The 21,205-nt window shown below is 47.1% G+C and carries 16 protein-coding genes and 2 pseudogenes; 9 read left to right on the plus strand and 9 right to left on the minus strand.

Annotated features, from left to right (window positions below):
• The first annotated feature begins 16 nt into the window (after positions 1-16).
• Positions 17-3,541: a pyruvate:ferredoxin (flavodoxin) oxidoreductase gene (gene nifJ / locus F4V61_RS02620; protein WP_080161101.1), complete on the plus strand. Its 3,525-nt coding sequence runs from the start codon at positions 17-19 to the stop codon at positions 3,539-3,541.
• 481 nt (positions 3,542-4,022) lie between these two features.
• The gene (gene uspF, locus F4V61_RS02625; protein WP_001082296.1) at positions 4,023-4,457 is read left to right on the plus strand and encodes a universal stress protein UspF; all 435 of its coding nucleotides are present in this window, start codon (positions 4,023-4,025) and stop codon (positions 4,455-4,457) included.
• 52 nt (positions 4,458-4,509) lie between these two features.
• On the opposite strand, the gene F4V61_RS02630 is transcribed toward uspF, so the two are convergent.
• Both F4V61_RS02630 and F4V61_RS02635 read right to left on the minus strand, forming a co-directional pair.
• Entirely contained in the window at positions 4,510-4,848 is a 339-nt protein-coding gene (locus F4V61_RS02630; RefSeq protein ID WP_000159238.1) for an SMR family transporter, read from the minus strand.
• Between the two features lie 490 nt (positions 4,849-5,338).
• Positions 5,339-8,758 carry a DUF4765 family protein gene (locus F4V61_RS02635; RefSeq protein WP_150363950.1) on the minus strand — a complete coding sequence of 1,140 codons (3,420 nt, stop codon included), beginning with the start codon at positions 8,756-8,758 and terminating at the stop codon, positions 5,339-5,341.
• A 558-nt stretch (positions 8,759-9,316) separates the two neighbouring features.
• Between F4V61_RS02635 and F4V61_RS22255 the strand changes: the two are divergent.
• Positions 9,317-9,430 (plus strand): annotated as a pseudogene (locus tag F4V61_RS22255) (hypothetical protein); the annotation flags it as partial.
• Between the two features lie 59 nt (positions 9,431-9,489).
• Positions 9,490-10,425, plus strand: a complete 936-nt coding sequence (gene ttcA, locus F4V61_RS02645; RefSeq protein WP_058345251.1) for a tRNA 2-thiocytidine(32) synthetase TtcA — start codon at positions 9,490-9,492, stop codon at positions 10,423-10,425.
• Between the two features lie 43 nt (positions 10,426-10,468).
• Here ttcA and dbpA read toward each other — a convergent pair whose 3' ends face one another.
• From dbpA to smrA, 5 genes are all read right to left on the minus strand, one after another.
• Entirely contained in the window at positions 10,469-11,842 is a 1,374-nt protein-coding gene (dbpA, locus tag F4V61_RS02650; RefSeq protein ID WP_080161134.1) for an ATP-dependent RNA helicase DbpA, read from the minus strand.
• Between the two features lie 28 nt (positions 11,843-11,870).
• Positions 11,871-12,053: a hypothetical protein gene (locus tag F4V61_RS02655; protein WP_001277679.1), complete on the minus strand. Its 183-nt coding sequence runs from the start codon at positions 12,051-12,053 to the stop codon at positions 11,871-11,873.
• Positions 12,054-12,328: 275 nt separating this feature from the next.
• Positions 12,329-13,312: a zinc transporter ZntB gene (gene zntB / locus F4V61_RS02660; protein WP_038395944.1), complete on the minus strand. Its 984-nt coding sequence runs from the start codon at positions 13,310-13,312 to the stop codon at positions 12,329-12,331.
• 141 nt (positions 13,313-13,453) lie between these two features.
• Entirely contained in the window at positions 13,454-14,611 is a 1,158-nt protein-coding gene (locus F4V61_RS02665; protein WP_080161135.1) for a methyl-accepting chemotaxis protein, read from the minus strand.
• A 430-nt stretch (positions 14,612-15,041) separates the two neighbouring features.
• On the minus strand, positions 15,042-15,605 hold the full coding sequence (gene smrA, locus F4V61_RS02670) for a DNA endonuclease SmrA (protein WP_001046805.1): 564 nt from the start codon (positions 15,603-15,605) through the stop codon (positions 15,042-15,044).
• Between the two features lie 461 nt (positions 15,606-16,066).
• Here smrA and ogt point away from each other — a divergent pair, with 461 nt between their 5' ends.
• The 3 genes from ogt (at position 16,067) to uspE (ending at position 18,629) form a co-directional block, all read left to right on the plus strand.
• Positions 16,067-16,582 carry a methylated-DNA--[protein]-cysteine S-methyltransferase gene (gene ogt, locus F4V61_RS02675; RefSeq protein ID WP_000945022.1) on the plus strand — a complete coding sequence of 172 codons (516 nt, stop codon included), beginning with the start codon at positions 16,067-16,069 and terminating at the stop codon, positions 16,580-16,582.
• 195 nt (positions 16,583-16,777) lie between these two features.
• Positions 16,778-17,530 carry a fumarate/nitrate reduction transcriptional regulator Fnr gene (fnr, locus tag F4V61_RS02680; RefSeq protein WP_000611913.1) on the plus strand — a complete coding sequence of 251 codons (753 nt, stop codon included), beginning with the start codon at positions 16,778-16,780 and terminating at the stop codon, positions 17,528-17,530.
• A 151-nt stretch (positions 17,531-17,681) separates the two neighbouring features.
• Positions 17,682-18,629 (plus strand): universal stress protein UspE, encoded by a 948-nt coding sequence (gene uspE / locus F4V61_RS02685; RefSeq protein WP_080161136.1) that lies wholly within the window; start codon positions 17,682-17,684, stop codon positions 18,627-18,629.
• Positions 18,630-18,672: 43 nt separating this feature from the next.
• On the opposite strand, the gene F4V61_RS02690 is transcribed toward uspE, so the two are convergent.
• On the minus strand, positions 18,673-18,933 hold the full coding sequence (locus tag F4V61_RS02690) for a DUF2534 family protein (protein ID WP_000606178.1): 261 nt from the start codon (positions 18,931-18,933) through the stop codon (positions 18,673-18,675).
• Between the two features lie 238 nt (positions 18,934-19,171).
• Between F4V61_RS02690 and F4V61_RS02695 the strand changes: the two genes are divergently transcribed.
• Positions 19,172-20,203: a mechanosensitive ion channel family protein gene (locus tag F4V61_RS02695; protein WP_080161137.1), complete on the plus strand. Its 1,032-nt coding sequence runs from the start codon at positions 19,172-19,174 to the stop codon at positions 20,201-20,203.
• Positions 20,204-20,286: 83 nt separating this feature from the next.
• On the opposite strand, the pseudogene F4V61_RS02700 reads toward F4V61_RS02695, so the two are convergent.
• A pseudogene (locus F4V61_RS02700) lies at positions 20,287-20,613 on the minus strand (cupin domain-containing protein); the annotation flags it as partial.
• Here F4V61_RS02700 and F4V61_RS02705 point away from each other — a divergent pair.
• Complete coding sequence (locus tag F4V61_RS02705) at positions 20,605-21,192, plus strand: B3/B4 domain-containing protein (protein WP_115399450.1); 588 nt, start codon at positions 20,605-20,607, stop codon at positions 21,190-21,192. The pseudogene F4V61_RS02700 and the gene F4V61_RS02705 overlap by 9 nt on opposite strands.
• Positions 21,193-21,205 lie beyond the last annotated feature (13 nt).

Genomic DNA, 21,205 nt, shown 5'->3' on the forward strand with positions numbered 1-21,205 from the left:
AATGTAAGGGTGTCGTATGCAAACTATTGACGGTAATGGCGCGGTAGCGTCGGTGGCGTTCCGTACCAGCGAGATTATCGCCATTTACCCGATTACGCCCAGTTCGACAATGGCTGAACAAGCGGATGCCTGGGCGGGTAATGGGGTTAAAAATGTCTGGGGCGATACGCCGCGTGTGGTAGAGATGCAGTCGGAAGGCGGCGCCATCGCTGCAGTTCACGGCGCGTTACAAACCGGCACGCTTTCTACGTCATTTACATCGTCGCAGGGGCTGCTGCTGATGATTCCAACGCTGTATAAACTGGCGGGACAGCTCACGCCGTTTGTACTGCACGTTGCCGCGCGCACCGTCGCCACACACGCGCTCTCTATTTTTGGCGACCATTCCGATGTGATGGCGGTCCGCCAGACAGGCTGCGCGATGTTATGCGCCGCCAGCGTTCAGGAAGCGCAGGATTTTGCGCTAATCGCGCATAGGGCTACGCTGAAAAGCCGCGTTCCGTTTATTCACTTCTTTGATGGTTTCCGTACATCGCATGAAATTAACAAAATTATACCGCTAACGGATGAAACTATCCTGAACCTGATGCCGCAGGCGGAGATCGACGCTCACCGCGCCCGCGCGCTGAATCCGGAACATCCGGTGATTCGTGGAACTTCAGCGAATCCGGACACCTACTTCCAGTCTCGCGAAGCGACCAATCCGTGGTACAACGCCGTTTATGATAATGTTGAAGAGGCGATGAAGGCATTTGGCGACGCTACGGGCCGCCAGTACCAGCCATTTGAATATTATGGCCATCCTCAGGCTGAACGCGTCATTATTATGATGGGGTCCGCCCTCGGCACCTGCGAAGAGGTCGTGGATGCGCTGCTTGTCCGCGGAGAAAAGGTCGGCGTTCTGAAAGTCCGTCTGTTCCGCCCCTTCTCCGCCAAACACTTGTTACAGGCATTACCGGAAACCGTTCGCGCTATCGCCGTGCTGGATCGCACTAAAGAGCCAGGCGCGCAGGCCGAGCCGCTTTATCTGGACGTGATGACCGCACTGGCGGAGGCCTTTAATAATGGCGAGCGCGAAACGTTGCCGCGCACCATTGGCGGCCGTTATGGACTATCATCCAAAGAGTTCGGCCCGGCGTGTGTACTGGCGGTCTTTAATGAACTCAGCCGTGCGAAACCCAAGCCACGGTTTACGGTGGGTATTTATGACGACGTCACTCACCTCTCGCTGCCATTACCGGAAAATACCCTGCCCGGCAGCGCTAAACTTGAAGCGTTATTTTACGGTCTGGGAAGCGACGGCAGCGTATCCGCCACGAAAAATAATATTAAAATTATCGGCAACTCCACGCCGTGGTATGCGCAAGGTTATTTCGTTTATGACTCGAAAAAAGCAGGCGGCCTCACGGTATCGCACCTGCGCGTCAGCGAAAAACCGATTCGTTCCGCCTATTTAATTTCACAGGCGGACTTTGTCGGCTGCCACCAATTACAATTTATCGATAAGTATCAAATGGCGGAGCGCCTGAAGCCAGGCGGTATCTTCCTGCTTAACACGCCGTACAGCGCCGACGAGGTCTGGTTGCGTTTGCCACAAGAAGTTCAGGCGGTGCTGAATCAGAAAAAGGCGCGTTTTTACGTGGTTAACGCGGCGAAAATCGCCCGCGAATGCGGACTTGGCGCACGCATCAATACCGTCATGCAGATGGCTTTCTTCCACCTGACGCATATTCTTCCGGGCGATAGCGCCCTGGTTGAGCTGCAGGGCGCTATCGCCAAAAGCTATAGCAGCAAAGGTCAGGATCTGGTTGAGCGTAACTGGCAGGCATTGGCGCTGGCGCAGGCATCGCTGGCGGAAGTGCCGTTGCAGGCGGTTAATCCGCACAGCGCGCATCGCCCGCCGGTCGTCTCCGACGCCGCGCCGGATTTCGTGAAAACCGTTACCGCCGCCATGTTGGCGGGCCTCGGCGACGCACTGCCTGTTTCCGCCCTGCCGCCGGACGGAACATGGCCGATAGGCACCACCCGCTGGGAAAAACGCAATATCGCCGAAGAGATTCCTGTCTGGAAAGAGGAGCTATGTACGCAATGTAATCACTGCGTCGCCGCCTGCCCTCACTCGGCGATTCGTGCGAAAGTCGTCTCCCCGCAAGCGATGGAAAATGCGCCGGCCAGCCTGCATTCTCTGGACGTAAAGTCCCGCGATATGCGCGGTCAGAAATATGTGCTGCAAGTCGCGCCGGAAGACTGCACTGGCTGTAATTTATGCGTAGAGGTCTGTCCGGCTAAAGATCGGCAAAATCCAGAGGTCAAGGCGATTAACATGATGTCGCGTCTTGAGCATGTGGAAGAAGAGAAAGTAAATTACGACTTCTTCCTGGACCTACCGGAAATCGATCGCAGCAAACTGGAACGAATTGATATTCGCACATCGCAGCTTATTACGCCGCTGTTTGAATATTCCGGCGCCTGTTCCGGCTGCGGTGAAACGCCGTATATTAAACTGCTGACTCAGTTATATGGCGACAGAATGTTAATCGCTAACGCCACGGGGTGTTCCTCTATTTACGGCGGTAATTTGCCCTCAACGCCTTATACCACCGATGCCAACGGACGCGGCCCGGCATGGGCGAATTCGTTATTTGAAGATAACGCGGAATTTGGCCTCGGTTTCCGTCTGAGCGTGGATCAGCACCGGGCGCGCGTCATGCGTTTACTGGCGCAATTCGCCGATCGCATTCCGGCGGAATTAAACGATGCGCTGCATGCCGAAGCAACGCCTGACGTTCGGCGTGAGCAGGTCGCCGCATTACGCCAACATCTGAAATCGGTTGCGGGCGCAGAGGAACTGTTAAAGGATGCTGATGCGCTAGTAGAAAAATCAATCTGGCTGATTGGCGGCGATGGTTGGGCATACGACATCGGCTTTGGCGGTTTGGATCATGTGTTAAGCCTGACGGAGAATGTCAATATTCTGGTTCTGGATACGCAGTGTTATTCCAATACTGGCGGCCAGGCGTCGAAGGCAACGCCGCTTGGCGCCGTCACTAAGTTTGGCGAACATGGCAAGCGTAAAGCCCGTAAAGATCTTGGCGTCAGCATGATGATGTATGGTCATGTTTATGTCGCGCAAATTTCACTGGGTGCGCAATTAAACCAGACGGTGAAAGCCATTCAGGAGGCTGAAGCCTGGCCAGGCCCATCTCTGATCATTGCCTATAGCCCCTGTGAGGAACATGGCTACGATCTGGCGTTGAGCCACGACCAGATGCGTCAGTTAACGGCTACCGGCTTCTGGCCTTTATACCGCTTCGATCCCCGCCGAGCGGATGAAGGCAAGCCGCCGCTGGCGCTGGACTCTCGGCCACCGTCAGATGCGCTAGCGGAAGCATTACTTAAGGAGCAACGTTTTCGTCGCCTGAATGCACAACAGCCTGAAGTGGCTGAGAAGTTATGGCAAGATGCCGCATTGGATTTGCAAAAACGCTATAACTTTCTTGCCTTGCTGGCAGGAAAAGCGGAAAAACCCGGCGCAGATTAAAAAATATTCTAAGGATTAACCTGGAAACAAAAAAAGCCCGAACATCCGTTCGGGCTTGTCAATTTATACGCTGGAAAGCAAAGGTTAACGCAATGGCCCAGCGACAAAATGAATATGTGACAATAAAGGCATATAACAGGCGTAGAATATCGTAACCGAATGATATTGTATAATTTTTATTTCGTATAATACTCCCAAAAGCATTCGTATAAATTATATCTATTACACTGCGAATTATTTCATTAATTATTGAATTAAACGGTAACATCTCTTTTTAGGTCTTTCCTGACAAGGCAGAAATAACGTTTTAACGTCAACTCGCTGATTATTTACGGGGAATGCGCTTAATATTACGCCGTCCTCTCCTGTTGGTAGTCCCCGCAGAGTATCGTGGAGCAGCACCTAAAATGTGACGTATGTCATTGTACATAAAGTGCCTTTAGGGAGTAGAATTTTAGTGGATACTTAAACAGGAGGTTTTATGAACAGAACGATTCTTGTACCCATCGATATTTCAGATTCAGAATTAACTCAACGCGTGATTTCGCATGTTGAAGCCGAAGCAAAGATTGACGACGCTAAAGTGCACTTTCTGACTGTAATCCCGTCTTTGCCCTATTACGCTTCACTGGGGCTGGCCTACTCAGCAGAGCTCCCCGCAATGGACGATTTGAAAGCCGAAGCCAAATCTCAACTGGAAGCGATTATCAAGAAATTCAACCTTCCCGCGGACCGCGTGCAGGCGCACGTTGCAGAAGGCTCTCCTAAAGATAAGATTCTGGAAATGGCAAAAAAATTACCGGCCGATATGGTAATTATCGCCTCGCATCGTCCGGATATTACTACCTATCTGTTGGGTTCCAACGCCGCAGCCGTTGTGCGTCATGCGGAATGCTCCGTACTGGTGGTGCGCTAAATACCCGAGCCCGCCTAAGAGAGTGCGGGCTCAAATCAACTATCATTATTACCTAGTGACTTACGCTTTTTGAAAACAGATTGATCACAATTACGCCGCAGATAATAAGTAACATGCCGATAATCGCTGGCATATCAAGCTTCTGCCCCAGAAATAACCAACCTATCAGCCCAATAAGAACAATCCCTACGCCAGACCAAATAGCATAAATGATCCCTGCAGGAATTGTGCGCATCGGAATGGTCAGGCACCAAAAGGCGATACAGTAACCAACGATAGTGACAATACTCGGTACCAGGCGAGTGAAACTATCCGATAATTTCAATGAGATCGTAGCGATAACCTCTACCACAATAGCGATAAACAGAAAAATTACAGCTTCTTTAGTCATACATCTCTTCGTTCCGATAGTTTACAGGACGTCATAGTATATTAAGCAATCCAGGCGAGAGAACAAAGACGCTTTTAACAGGCCGCACAGCGCGTTCTGGCACTCGTCGCCGTAATCCGTACCCTACGCAAATACTTTGCCTGCTGGCCACCATTTACAATGCCCCATTCTTGCCCTTTTTTCGATATTTTTTCCCATAATTAGCACTGGGATAGGAGCCCCCCTAAAGGAGCCCGCAAGCAGGCGTAGCGCGTTTTTGCATACAATGTTGCGGCGATAGCACCTCACACAGAACAATCGTTAAACTCCCCGAATCGCACAACGATCGTCAACAACCGATAGCCTTTTCATTTTCCAGATCTCCCTGCACGCGTCATAATCATTTATTGTACCACCCTGATATATCGCGTACTAATCGGTCTGATAAATATTGGTTTAAAAGAAATATTTAATATCCAGGAGGTTACTACAACAGCCCCGCTCAAAATTATTACTTAGAAGCGTTTGCCTGTCCGATATTTTCTGCATGACCATACGTCCGGTCAATTATGCCAACAGGTTCCACTGGTGCAGTATGTGGCATAACCCAGCCGCTTTCACTTACACTACCTCGTGTAATATATTTGGCTTTTACCTTAACGATAATAAGATAATGCTCCCTGCTAAACCTGTCTGCAACACTAAGATCTGTTGTATATTCAGGTACCACTCTTCCATTCCGAACCTGCAGCCTGGCTGTTTCTTCAGAGACAGGCAATACATTCGGATCGGCGCCCTCCACACCTCCTGCTGTTTTAAGCTTAACAATATTTTCAGCCTGCGGACCAGTTGTCCCCCTGCATAATACAACTTCAGTCTCGCCTGCTGCAGTATCACCACTCTGGAGTTTTTTATATATACTTTGCACATTTTCTTCTGATGTAGGATATAATTCTTCTGACAGAGAAGGCAGCATGTCCTCCAGTAGTGGTGAATCATCGGAAATATCCAGAAGATCCTCATCATACCCAACGTCGCCTTCTCTTAACTCTGAATAAGGCTTGTCAACATGCCGAATAGGCCCTCCCCCTTTCAGCCCAGAGGCCTGGTAAAATTTACCGTCAGAAGTTCTATAAAATGTCATACCTACATTTTTTCCGGTATCAGAAAAGGTTCCCTGATACGTTTCTGAACCAGGCTCTTTAGATAAAACGATTTCCCTCTCGCCATATTTTATCGTATTAGGTGCTTCCGTTGACAACGGTGAAAATGATTTCTGCTTTCTGTAAAATCCTTCTCCTGACTGTTTATAATAACCATGCGTTTCTTTATTAAACCCTGTAGCACGATAGAGTCCATCGTTTCCCTCGGGATTTAGCTCGAGAATTTTATTATTTCTTTTTTGATAAATAAAATCAATATTCTCTATTGACTCTATAACTTTATAATTACTCCCCTTCTGAATCGGCGATCGTATTACACCTCTTTCTATTTTATTTTCAACAAATCGGAGGCCCGTATACTTTGCGTTGGACGCCCTTTCTGTAAACTTCGCTTCTGCAACAGGAGCAGCTTCCATACCAATACGTATAACATCCTGAATGTACCCACATACATCAGTAGATTTTTCCACAATAGCCCGATTAAGAATGCTGCTGGTACCAGCCAGAGCATTAAAACCAGGGACAAAACTCATTACAATATTCCAGATAGTTCCTAAAAAATGAAGACCTGCTCTTGACGCAGGACTTAGTGAAGAAACAGTTCGATGATGAACGGTATCATCGATATCAAAACTCAATTCAATTAATCCCCATAGCCCCTCCTGAATGACTTTATCAAAACCATACACGAAAGCTTGTCCGCCATCCATGGATGAGACTTTACTTTTGAACGCTTCGAGAGCCTGAACCTGTTTCTCATGTTGATCTTCTGCTGTCAGCCAACTGGATTGTGCAATATCGCTAATCTCATGAATAAGCCCAACAACTGTATCTCGCAACATTTTGTTTATATTCATTAACCCTAATACATCACAATCTTGTATATGATCCTTGACATGTGTCACTGCTTTATAATATTTCTCTGCCCAATTTAGTTGTGTGTCAATAGCGGCCTTCATTAAAAGCTCTAAAAATCCGTTTCCTCTGGGAAATAGAGACTTAATATGTCTGGAAAATTCATTATTAACCACAATTTTTCTTGATAGGGCATTTATTTTCTTATCATTAACTGGACCAGTTATCTTTGCACACCAATAAATAATATTACGCATGATGCTAAAATTATATTTTATGCCATCAGGACTAAGCAATATTTTATCACCACCATTTCTGGATAAATGACGTATCACTAATTGAACTCGCTTAAAAAGATCTTTCATCTTTTTACTGTTAAAAGTGGGCATCCCTTTTTCTTCCCTGTAATAATTCACAATTTTTAATGCTGTAAAAATAGCCTCCTTGCCATAGAAAGTATCAAAGTTTGAACTAGAAATCTCTGGAAATTTTTGATTTAGCACTTTCGTATAATGGCTTTCATTTGCCAGGGCAGAGGCAATTCGTCTGGTTGCAAAAATTCTGGATCTGATATATATAGGATGAACCAGCATATCACGAGCGATTAACTCATATATTTTATATTGATGTTCAATATGTTCTCTTACAAAATGCTCAAAAGAAACCTTTCCTCCATCATTAATAAGTATTTCAATCTCATTTAAATGAATTATAAGGCCATTGAACATATATTCAGCAGTAAGTCTTCTACCACCATGCGTCCACTGCCCTGTTTGAGAAAATACAAGTAATTCATGATAGCCTCTTTTATAATCATTCATCAGTTGCTCATCTCCAATTTTTTTGAGTGTTTCGAAAAGTGAAAATCCTGCAGCAAATGAAGAATGTTCAACTATACCATCTATCATCTTACCTAACGGATGAGGCTCCATATTTGGGGCGGGATGATCCTCCGGGAGAGCCCTTGCATATCTCAGTGGTTCTTTATCAGATGAAAAATTATTCTTGTTTTCTGAATTATCATTTTTTCTCCCATAACCGTCTGCTATTGTTAATCTGGATGACAGTAACAAACCCGTTACTGCAATATTTTTTATATTTCTCTCCATTTTATGAACGGTTGCTGGCTGAAAATTATTCTCCCTTTCAAAAAACAATAAAATTTCTTTTTGTATTTCCTCTCCAGCAAATATGACTTGCTCAGTGCTTTTAGGTAGAACAGTTACGCTGTCAATATTAAATAACTCATGCTCATCGCTCACCGCTGCCTGAGAAAAACACAACGATGCATGTGCCATTGCCGTAGAGTCAATTTCCTTATAAATGACATTAGAGTATATATTTGTAACTTCATGATCCACCTTCAAGTCATCGTATAAAATATGCTTCAAAAATAAATCTAATAATACTTTTTCTGATGATATGTTATTATCGCAGTCGTTAGTCTCAGGATTAATGGGAAAGCCTTTCTTATCGAACGGCAACGATAAATACACACTACTTCCTTCAGTGTTCTGATAACTATAATTTGGGGATACTATTACTTCACACTTGCTGGTATCAATGTCGTTGCCTATACTATAATTGACCCTATAATTAACCAACCGCCGGAATGTTGGACTTTTCAAATAATAAAAATCCAAAGTTGATTTAATATCTTCACAGATAATTTCAGCCGTTGATTCAAAGAAGAATTCATAAATGTTTAAACCATATTCTTTTTCATCTCTGGCCATCTCATCCAGATGAATATACTCTTCGGGTAGATTAGATATTTGCTCATGAAAAACAGTATCCTTATGCGCTCTATCTAAAGCTGAAAGATACTGTATGGTGTCCCAAGTTTTGATACCTTTTGTATTTAACTTCTGCTGTACAGGTCTGGAAGATACATGTTCTAATGTTACGGGCATTATTTCCTCCTGTAAAAATCGCGGATGATATAATAAGAAAAAACGCCAGGTATCAGATCTGACTATAAATATGTTGATACACAGAGTTTTGATTGGCTTTTAAATAAAATATCTATATTTATGCAAGAGCATTTTAACCAACATACAGTCAACAAAAATGAAACCCACTGTGCTATCTATCAGATAAATATCCTGATTCGTTATATGCATCACAAATATAAAAGCAAATAGCCATAGATTATATAATTAACTATTAAATTACATTCTATAAAAATAATTTAATTATCCATTGTAAAATATCCACACAATTAAATTAACTACCAGATTATTCCAGATATAAGAAAAGATGACTATCTCTACTTTGACACATTCATCAACATTGCCACTCCTCAAGTGGTACTGACCCTGGCCAAAAATCAGTATAGTGCTAAATCAGAGATCTTCGTCTTTCTGAAGACTTCGGATAAATTCCACCGGAGTCATGTCATTTCACGATGAATCTGTTCTCACATGATTGTATTCTCTGCGCCACTGGTCGAGAAAGGTTATTTAACAGGCAAACCCCATTTTGTCTTACAAAAATCGCATGACCCGGAGAGCAGGCTGGGCATCCGATGGAACGCCGCTGTAAAACGTGCTGGCATTCGTCACCGTAATCCGTACCATACGCAAATACTTTGCCTGCCGGCCATCATTTATAATGCCCATTTTTGTTCCTGAGACAGTAAAGAATGCAAGATAATCAAAAAGTTAAAAAGAAAGAACAGTACAACCTTAACAAGTTGCAAAAGCGCCTGCGCCGTAACGTTGGCGAAGCGATTGCCGATTTTAATATGATTGAAGAAGGCGATCGCATTATGGTTTGCCTTTCTGGCGGCAAAGATAGCTATACGATGCTGGAAATTTTACGTAATTTGCAGCAAAGCGCCCCAATCAGTTTTTCACTGGTCGCCGTCAACCTTGATCAAAAGCAGCCGGGCTTCCCGGAGCATATTCTGCCAGCCTACCTCGAACAGTTAGGCGTAGAGTATAAAATCGTCGAAGAGAATACTTACGGTATTGTTAAAGAGAAAATTCCGGAAGGAAAAACGACCTGCTCGCTGTGCTCGCGTTTGCGTCGGGGTATCCTGTATCGTACTGCGACTGAACTGGGCGCGACCAAAATCGCCTTGGGCCACCATCGCGACGATATTCTGCAAACTCTGTTTCTGAATATGTTCTATGGCGGAAAAATGAAAGGAATGCCCCCGAAGCTGATGAGCGATGACGGCAAACATATTGTGATCCGCCCGCTGGCTTACTGCCGCGAGAAAGATATTGTCCGTTTTGCTGAGGCCAAAGCCTTCCCTATCATTCCTTGTAATCTGTGCGGTTCGCAACCCAACCTGCAACGGCAGGTGATTGCCGACATGCTGCGCGACTGGGATAAACGCTATCCTGGACGGATTGAGACGATGTTCAGCGCCATGCAGAATATCGTGCCTTCTCACCTTTGTGACACTAATCAGTTTGATTTCAAAGGTATCGCTCACGGCTCCGAGGTGGTCGACGGCGGTGATTTAGCGTTCGATCGTGAAGAGATCCCATTGCAGCCCGCTGGCTGGCAGCCGGAAGAAGATGACACGCCCTTAGAAACGTTGCGGCTTGATGTTATCGAAGTGAAATGATCTGCAGGCGTCTCAGCACTCCGCTGAGACGCGATGCTATCGATTATTTTAACAGTCGTATCCGGCATGATTTGCCTTTGATCTTCCCGTTTTGCAACTGCTTACAGGCTTTTTGCGCTACCGCCTGTCGCACAGCGACGTAAACGTGCATTGGATGCACGTTAATTTTGCCGATATCCGCCCCGTCTAATCCAATATCGCCGGTCAGCGCGCCCAAAATATCTCCCGGACGCATTTTCGCTTTTTTACCGCCGTCAATGCATAGGGTCGCCATCTCCGCGGCCAGAGGGAGCAACGGCTGCCGGGCGGGCGCATTCAACCAGTTGAGCTTGAGTTGCAACATTTCTGAAAGAATATTCGCCCGCTGCGCCTCTTCCGGCGCGCAGAAACTGATCGCCAGACCGCTGTTTCCTGCGCGTGCCGTACGACCAATACGATGGACATGAGCCTCCGGGTCCCAGGCCAGTTCATAGTTAACCACCAGTTCGAGCGATTTAATGTCTAACCCTCGCGCGGCAACGTCGGTGGCGACCAGAATGCGTGCGCTGCCATTCGTAAAACGCACCAACGTCTGGTCGCGGTCGCGTTGTTCCAGATCGCCGTGGAGCGCCAACGCGCTTTGCCCTGCCGCATTAAGCGCATCACAAACGGCCTGGCAATCTTTTTTGGTATTGCAAAACACCACGCAGGAGGCTGGCTGATGTTGGCTGAGCAACGTTTGCAGCAGCGAAATTTTTTCCTGCGCAGATGTTTCGAAGAATTGCTGTTCGATAGCCGGTAGCGCATCTACCGTATCGATATCAATATGCATTGGCTGTTGCTGTACACGACCGCTAATCGCCGCGATGGTCTCAGGCCAGGTTGCTGAAAACAACAGCGTCTGGCGTGTCGCGGGCGCAAAGCGGATCACCTCATCAATGGCGTCACTGAAGCCCATATCCAGCATTCGGTCTGCCTCATCCATTACCAGAATATGCAGGGCATCCAGTGACACGGTTCCTTTTTGTAAATGATCCAGCAGGCGCCCCGGCGTCGCGACAATGATATGCGGCGCATGCTGAAGAGAGTCGCGCTGCACGCCAAAAGGTTGTCCGCCACATAAGATTAGAATTTTGGTGTTCGGCAGAAAACGGGCCAGACGACGCAGCTCTCCGGCAACCTGGTCCGCAAGTTCCCGCGTCGGGCACAACACCAACGCCTGCGTCTGAAACAGGCTGACATCAATTCGATGCAAGAGTCCAAGACCAAACGCCGCCGTTTTGCCGCTGCCGGTCCTGGCCTGCACACGCACATCATTTCCCGCCAGAATAACCGGTAATGATGCGGCCTGGACAGGCGTCATCTCAAGATAGCCCAACTCATTTAGGTTATTGAGCTGGGCGGTGGGCAGAACTTTCAGGGTTGAAAAAGCGGTCACAATTTACTCTCGCGGTAACGACTCATAGTCAGCAGGCGCGTATCCTCGCAGATCCGCGCGTTTGATGCGACATTTTAATCGGTTCTTCGTCCGGCGGCGGATCGGGCATCGGTTGAGGATGAGGACGCGGATCGGGAATCGGGACAGGATCGGTGGGAACCGGGTCCGACAGGGACGAATGCAGATACAATAAGGTTAAAAGACAGCTCATATTACCCTCCGGAATGTTAATCAGACTCTTAAAGGGTAGACGCGGATATTCTACAGGCAAAAAAAAGCCGACTAATCTAAGCCGGCGTCGTACGAATCAATTGTGCTATGCAGTAATTCAAAAAAGGAAGTAAGACAATATGGAGCGCAACGCCCATCGCTTGACGTTGCATTCACCTGCGAAAGAGATATTGCCCCGAATAGGTAGATGGTTTATTGACTTGGCTCAAATTTTTCGGTGTTTTTTCATCCAGGAAGGCCTGAAAAGCGTTGTTGTTACAACCATTTACTGCGATGCAACCATAAAGTAACACCAGCTATCAGGACAACTAACAGAATACAAAATAGCGAAAAGCCGAACCGCCACCCGCCGCCGGGAATACCGCCCAGGTTGACGCCAAATAACCCCGTTAAGAAGGTGCTGGGCAGAAAAACCATCGCCATAAGCGACATAGTATAGGTTCTGCGCGTCAGAGACTCCTGCATCACCTGGGCAATTTCATCCGCCATGATGCCAGTACGCGCTATACAAGCGTCAATTTCATCCAACCCTCTTCCCAGCCTGTCGGCGATATCCTGCATTCTGCGGCGGTGATCGTCGCTCATCCACGGTAAACGTTCGCTCGCAAGCCGGGCGTAGACGTCGCGCTGCGGCGCCATATAGCGGCGCATGACAATTAGTTGTTTACGTAATAATGCCAGGAAGCCGCGCGGCGGGATTTGCTGGTCAAGGAGATTATCTTCCAGGTCAATAATTTTATCGTGTAGCTGTTCAATAAATTCACTGGCATGATCGGTTAACGCATCACACACATCCACTAACCAGCCGCCGCAATCTGTTGGCCCTGCGCCTTCCTGCAAATCACTGACCACATCGTCCAACGCCAGAACCTTTCGCTGACGGGTAGACACAATGAGCCGCTCGTCCATATATAAACGCATTGCTACCAATTGATCCGGGCGCTCATCAGTACTGCCATTAATACAGCGCAGCGTAATGAGCGTCCCTTCCCCCATACGGCTCACGCGCGGGCGCGAACTTTCACCTGCCAGCGCATCACGCACGTTGTTGGGGAGCAATGGCGTTGAAGCCAACCAGCGGGCGCTGTCCGGGTGTGTATAATTAAGATGCAGCCAGCAGGGATGCTGGCTATCGATCACATCATCATCTTCGAGCGGTTTTACTCCACCACGACCATCCAGTAGCCATGCGAAAACGGCATCCGGCACGTTCACTTCCGATCCCTTAATGGCTTCCACAGCGCCTCCACGTTACGACTTTCATGCCGTTAGTCTAGCTTTCGAGAAAGGTTAAGCAATCTCTCATTCTCTCATTGCGCAAAAAGAATGACAGGAAGGTGCGGAAAAAGCGCCTTCACAACAGGCGCTTACCAAAATGTATTACCAGACCTGACCGCGTCTGGTGAGGGTAGCGGGAGATGGCGCATGTGAAAGCGGCAGAAAACGTTCGCTGTAATTCGGCTGCCATAAGCGAAATTTATCGGTTTTAGTCTGTAACTCGATTACCTGCGCCTTTAAAACATCCGAAGAAGCAGATAGCGCTTCAACCATTAAAACATTGCCATGGGTTGCGCTTTCCAGGTCACTCAATGCCAGAGTTATCTGGTTTATGCCTTTTTCCTGCTCCCCCGTGGTGGTGGAAATTTCACTCATTAGCAAGTTTAGTTGCCCGGAGCCGCCAACAATCTCCTGCATATTTTTTTCAGCTTCCTGCACAATAGCGGCCCCCTGCCGCACATTGTCATGCGTAACGTTGATAAGCGCCTTGATACTTTTTGCCGCCTCGGCGCTACGATGCGCCAGATTACGCACTTCCCCGGCCACCACGGAAAAACCTTTTCCATAATCGCCCGCCCGCGCTGCCTCTACCGCCGCGTTAAGCGACAGAATATTGGTCTGAAATGCGATACCGTCAATCAACGAAATAATCTCCGTCATTTGCGACGCACAATCGGTAATAGAACGCATATTTTCTGTAACCCGCACCATTAATTCACCGCCTTTACGGGCGCATTGGGTTGCACAATCCGCCTGTATGCTCGCCATTCGGGTATTATCCGCATTGTTTTTGGTACTCGCCGCCATTTCATCCATACTGGCGGCAGTTTGAATTAACGAGGCCGACTGCTGTTCCGTCTTTACGGATAGCGCCATACTGCGCGCCGCCAGTTGTTCGGAAAGCGTCATTGCCGTTTGCGAAGAGGATCTGATTTCGCTCACCAGCGTGGAAATATTATCCGAAAGACTATTAATACCGGGAATCAGCCGCCCCGCGCAATTATTACCAAACTCAGATATATGAATAGACAAGTTTCCCGCTGTGACCTCTTCAATACTTTTCTTGACAGTATTAATAGGCACAACCAGATAATTGGTCATATACCACCAAAGCAGTAACATCGAGACAAGATAAATGATATTAAAAGCAATTAAAAAGCGGAGATCATTCAGGAAAATCATCTGTAAAGCGTCCACCAGCAGAAACGTACATAGCATGAATAGAATAATACATGTCCTGATGCTAATGTTTCTTAACATTTTGATAGCCTACAACCAGAATAAGAGACGGGTTTTATTTTTATAGCATTCCAGATACCTATTTCCATTCGTTTCTTTCACATTCTCCATATTCAACACCAGACCGTTGCCATTTAGCTTAGTGCGACAGATAAAGTCACATACATTCGCTTTACAGGATATTCATCCATCCACATTGACAAGTGATACCTTTATCGCCATTTTCTGCTTAACAGTTAAGTCGGATGCTAGTACGTTTTAATACACGCTTAAATAAGCGAATTAGTGTTTCGCTGGAGACGCCGTATTATTACCGCGGTCAGCACTGGATATAGCCTTTTCACTTGCAGGATCTTAAGCGTTTGGATGGGAGGTTATATCAGGCAGAAAACCGGATTATTGCGGCATAAGTATGCTTGCGCTGGCGGTCCTGGACGCCAGCGGCAACGGTTTAGCGGCTGCGCTTCGCATGACGCTCCCAGTTATCCTGTTTAGCCTGCACCGTTTTACGTAGCGCAACATAACATGCCCCGCCGCCGCCGTGATGCGGCAGTGCCGTACAATAAGCCTGTACGTCCTCAAACTCTGTCAACCAGCGAGCCACATAGCTTCGGACGATATTGGCATGCGACTTCGCCTCTCGCCCTTTACCATGAATAATCAGGACATTACGCAAGCCCTCCGTCTGGGCCTCAAAGATAAAACGAAACAGCATTTTTCGGCACGTTTCGACTGGCTGACGTAACAAATTGAGGCTGGCCTGTTGAGGGTATTTCCCGCTACGTAACTTGTCGATGACGCCTTGCTGCAATCCTTCCCGACGAAACTCCAGCGGTTCATTCAGCGGCAGAATATCCAGAAATCCTGTCGTCAGAAAATTATCAAGCTGAAGCGTGTCAATACGCTGAGGCGCTTTAAGTTTACGCGTTGGCTGCCAGTATACATCGGTATGGCGTTTAAGTGGCTGGACATCCTCCATGGCGTCAAGAAACAGCGCTTTGTCGTCAAGGTTCATGATTCATCCTCCAGCGTTTTGCGACTGCAGCTATCATAACCGCCCCCTGTTGTACCGACAACGATTTACAGTTATTTCCAATAACACCGGCAATGTAATGAAATAAACCGACTCGCCCGGTGCGTTTTAACGCCAGTCAGGGTATATTTTAACTCCACTTAACTTCATAAATTTGAGATAAAATTTATTGTAATCAATCACTCATAGTGATGGCGCACGCTTTAAAAATTGGTTATAAATATGTTAAACGCTAACGAAAAATAGCGTAGCTATAGTTAAGGAAACCGCACGATATCTACTCTCGGGCCTGGACGATGTCGCCAGGCTCCATTTTTCTCTGCTAACGATATTACTGTCGCTAAATGTGTTATCCCTAACTATCTTTTAAGGAGTATGGTGACGGCTATTCCCGGCGTGATATCTTGTCTCTTACGTTAGACTAAGACGATGTGAGAGAACGGATGCTGAGATTACTTGAAGAGAAGATAGCCACGCCATTAGGTCCGTTATGGGTGATTTGCGATGAGCAGTTTCGACTGCGGGCCGTTGAGTGGGAACAGTACCACGATCGTATGGAGCAACTACTTGACATACACTACCGTCACGAAGGCTACGAACGTATTTCTTCGACTAACCCCGGTGGACTCAGCGATAAGATTGCAGATTATTTTGCAGGCAATCTCGCCGTAATTGATAACCTGGAAACTGCTACGGGGGGAACGCCTTTTCAACGGGAAGTATGGCAAGCTTTGCGCACCATCCCCTGCGGGCAGGTGATGCATTATGGTCAACTGGCGGAGCGACTGGGGCGACCTGGAGCCGCACGCGCAGTGGGAGCCGCGAATGGCACGAACCCAATCAGTATTGTCGTTCCGTGTCATCGCGTCATCGGGCGTAACGGTACCATGACCGGATACGCTGGCGGCGTGCAGCGAAAAGAGTGGTTATTACGCCATGAAGGCTATCTTTTATTATGAAAATACAGGCAAAATGTGCCTTATCGATCACACTTTTATGTAAAGCACCAACGAATAAATTAAGTATTTTCAAATAGATACATATATTCACTAAACTTATACTTGAATTATTCCTTCTCCGGGATAGCTCAGACTTACGCGCTCACCAAAAAGATGTTAAAATTGATAAATATCAATTACGGCTTGAGCAGACCTATGATCCCGGAAAAGCGAATTATACGGCGCATTCAGTCTGGCGGTTGTGCTATCCATTGCCAGGATTGCAGTATCAGCCAGCTTTGCATCCCGTTCACACTTAACGAGCATGAGCTTGATCAGCTTGATAATATCATCGAGCGCAAAAAACCCATTCAAAAAGGGCAAACTCTGTTTAAAGCAGGTGATGAACTGAAATCGCTCTATGCTATCCGCTCCGGAACGATTAAAAGCTACACCATTACCGAGCAAGGCGATGAGCAGATTACTGGATTCCATTTAGCAGGCGACCTGGTGGGCTTTGACGCTATTGGCAGCGGTCATCATCCGAGCTTTGCGCAAGCGCTGGAAACCTCAATGGTATGTGAAATCCCTTTTGAGACTCTGGATGACCTGTCCGGCAAAATGCCTAACCTGCGTCAGCAAATGATGCGTTTAATGAGCGGTGAAATTAAAGGCGATCAGGATATGATCCTGTTATTGTCGAAGAAAAACGCCGAAGAACGTCTGGCCGCGTTTATTTACAACCTGTCCCGCCGTTTTGCGCAGCGTGGTTTTTCACCGCGTGAATTCCGCCTGACGATGACCCGCGGCGATATCGGCAATTACCTTGGCTTAACGGTCGAGACCATTAGCCGCCTGCTAGGGCGTTTCCAGAAAAGCGGTATGCTGGCGGTGAAAGGTAAATATATTACTATTGAAAACAGCGATGCGCTGGCGGCTTTGGCTGGTCATACACGCATCGTCGCTTAAATATCAGCTACACTACTGGCGTAATCTTCTGCCATATCGTTAAATTTTTCTGATTTATTGATGTGGCAGAAGCGCTTCCTACTGTTTCATTCACCATATTTGAGTTACTCTTTAGTTACAAACTGCGATGACAGTTGTAAGGAGACCCTGTATGGCTAAATATCAAAATATGCTGGTGGTCATCGATCCCACCCAGGACGATCAACCCGCATTACGGCGAGCAGTTTATTTGCATCAACGGATTGGCGGTAAAATTAAAGCTTTCCTGCCTATTTACGATTTCTCGTATGAGATGACCACCCTGCTTTCTCCTGACGAACGCACCGCAATGCGTCAGGGCGTAATAAGCCAACGCACAGCATGGATACGTGAGCAGGCGAAATATTATCTTGAAGCAGGCGTCCCCATTGAAATTAAAGTGGTCTGGCACAATCGTCCCTTTGAAGCCATCATCCAGGAGGTTATTGCCAGCGATCACGATCTGGTGTTGAAAATGGCTCATCAGCACGATCGACTGGAAGCGGTCATTTTTACCCCTACTGACTGGCATTTGCTGCGTAAATGCCCAAGCCCTGTGTGGATGGTCAAGGATCAGCCGTGGCCAGAAGGTGGTAAAGCACTAGTCGCCGTTAACCTGGCAAGCGAAGAGCCCTATCATAATGCTCTTAACGAAAAACTGGTAAAAGAGACCTTACAGTTAGCGGAGCAAGTTAATCATACAGAAGTACACCTGGTCGGCGCCTACCCTGTTACGCCAATCAATATTGCCATTGAGCTGCCGGAATTTGATCCCAGCGTATATAACGACGCCATCAGAGGCCAGCATTTACTGGCAATGAAATCGCTGCGCCAGAAATTCAGTATTGATGAAAAAGTTACGCATGTGGAAAAAGGCTTGCCGGAAGAGGTTATTCCGGATCTTGCCGAACACCTTCAGGCGGGGATCGTTGTGCTTGGCACCATTGGACGTACAGGACTCTCGGCCGCGTTTCTGGGTAACACGGCAGAACAGGTTATTGACCATCTGCGCTGTGACCTGTTAGTCATTAAGCCCGATGAGTATCAAACGCCGGTTGAACTGGACGACGAAGACGATTAATCTCTATGCCGGATGGTGCGCTGCCATCCGGCGAATTACCCCATTAATGTTGCTCATCCCCGCCGAAAAAATAGATCCCCAAAGGAATAGCTAACAAAATAGTGAATACCAAGCTATAAACGCAAATCATTGCGGACTGGATGGCGTACATTGAACTTGTCCACTCGGACAGAGGAATATGGTATTGCTCAATCACACCGCCGATAGTCGCACGCGTTACTACCGATGCAGCAACGATAAACACTGCCAGCAGGCATAACAGAAATTTTTTCCCCTTCGCCGATTTCAGCTTCACCATGATCATAGTATCATCCTTTACAGATTACTTCGTTACCTTGCAGCAACAATATCATGACAATCGCGCGATGTCTTCTCCATAAAATGTGACATTATATTTACATCAAAAGTAACTCGCTGAAATTAAAGCTGAAAACCCTATCTCTTATTTTTACTTAGCGATGATCTGCACGTTTATCCTGGGTAAAATACCTGTTAATCAGTTCATTCTGAGCTGTTATCGTAGGAAGGAGCGGAAAACAATAATGTTCACTGATTTTTTTCTCAAAAACGCGTTTAATCTGGCGATACTTTTCAGTTGCGGCACAGCGTTACTGATCGTGAGGCTTTGGCTAAGCCGCAATGTACAGTGGAAGAAAGGATTCACGTTCCATGCGGCGCAGTTTTTTATTTACGCCATTATTATTGGCACCATTGGGAGTATCCTGAATAATGCTATTGAAGATTATAATTTGCGATTTATCTCTTCCGGCGTCATTGATTTTATCTGCACCTCGCTCATTGCGGTGATTCTAACGATAAAATTGTTCCTGCTCATAAACCAGTTTGAAAAAGCGCAGGTTAATAAAGGAAGAGACGTCACCAGCACCCGTATTCTGGCGCGGGTCATAAAAATAACTATTATTGTCGCGATTATCTTACTGTATGGCGAACACTTTGGCATGAGTCTGTCCGGCCTGCTGACCTTTGGTGGTATCGGCGGTATCGCTGTTGGTATGGCTGGCAAAGATGTCCTGAGCAATTTTTTCTCCGGTATCATGCTCTATTTTGATCGCCCTTTTAGTATTGGAGACTGGATTCGCTCTCCTGACAGAAATATCGAAGGTACGGTCGCTGAAATCGGCTGGCGAATGACGAGAATTAACACATTCGACCATCGCCCGTTGTATGTTCCTAACTCCGTTTTTTCATCCATTAGCGTTGAGAACCCAGGACGAATGACCAATCGTCGAATTAAAACGGTTATTGGATTGCGTTACGAAGATGCCGGCAAAATTAGCATCATCGTTGATGCTATCAGAAACATGCTGCAGGCGCACAGCGATATCGATCAGAAACAGACATTGCTGGTCTATTTTAATGAATTCGCCGACTCCTCGCTGAATATTATGGTGTATTGCTTTACCAAAACGACAGTATGGCAGCAATGGCTCGCTGTACAACAGGATGTTTACCTGAAAATCATTGCGATTGTCCAGGAAAACGGCGCTGACTTTGCCTTCCCAAGCCAGACGCTATATATCGATGACCCAGAGGCCGCGCCTGCGATAAAATAAAAGATATCCTGAGCCCGATAACGCTTGTTAAGAGCCGGTGCTGATATTGTGGAAACTGGCTGTTAGTGCCTTGCTGTCGATGATCACCGGCTCTTTTCGTTAACCGTCATGGTAAATTCAATCACCTCATTAGTGTCGTTAAAATAGGCATGAGACATATCGGTTCTGGCTACAGCGGAGCACCCCTCCCGAATAATAAAGCGTCTACCGTCGACCGTTAACGTCAGTGTTCCCTGATTAACAAACAGTAATTCACAGGTGTCGGCCGGATGTCCTGCTGATTCAAACTTTTCGCCAGGATGCATTATCCATTGCCAGAGTTCCAGCATATCCGGCCCGCTGGTTCCCGCCATCAGTTTCGCGCTGCCGCCTTTCTCGCCGCGCCACAGCACCGGAATAGCATCCCGGTCGGAGAAATCGCGCTAAAAGAGGCCTGTCAGGCCGTACTTAACGGCCAACCGGCGTGGGCACAGGCGCATATAGACGCCTGGAATGCGGTGTTTAAAGCATTTGGCGCAAAACCAAAGCGCACCCCCTGCTCGGCAGAAGCGCTACGAAAGCGCGTGTTGAAGGATGGAACAATGGCGGCGCTGGACCCGGTCGTTGCTCTTTATAACGCAGTGAGCCTGCGCTATGCCGTGCCGGTAGGCGGCGAGAACAGCGCAGCTTATTATGGATCGCCGCGTCTGGTTTTCGCTGACGGTAGTGAAACATTTGATACCCTAAAAGAAGGACAACCCGTCACCGAGTCGCCAGAACCGGGCGAAGTTATCTGGCGCGATGACAGAGGCGTCACCTGTCGTCGCTGGAACTGGCGCCAGGGAGTACGTACCCGACTAAGCGCTTCAGATAAAACGATGTGGTTTATCCTTGAAAGTTTGCCGGAAATGCCAGTTGATGAATTGTACGCGGCAGGAAACATGCTGACTGACGGCCTTGAAAAAATGATGCCGGGTTTACGTTTTGAATCCACGTTGATGGATGTTTGATTGATATTGCGTA

Source organism: Salmonella enterica subsp. arizonae (genome assembly GCF_008692845.1).
GTDB classification, from domain to species: Bacteria; Pseudomonadota; Gammaproteobacteria; order Enterobacterales; family Enterobacteriaceae; genus Salmonella; species Salmonella arizonae.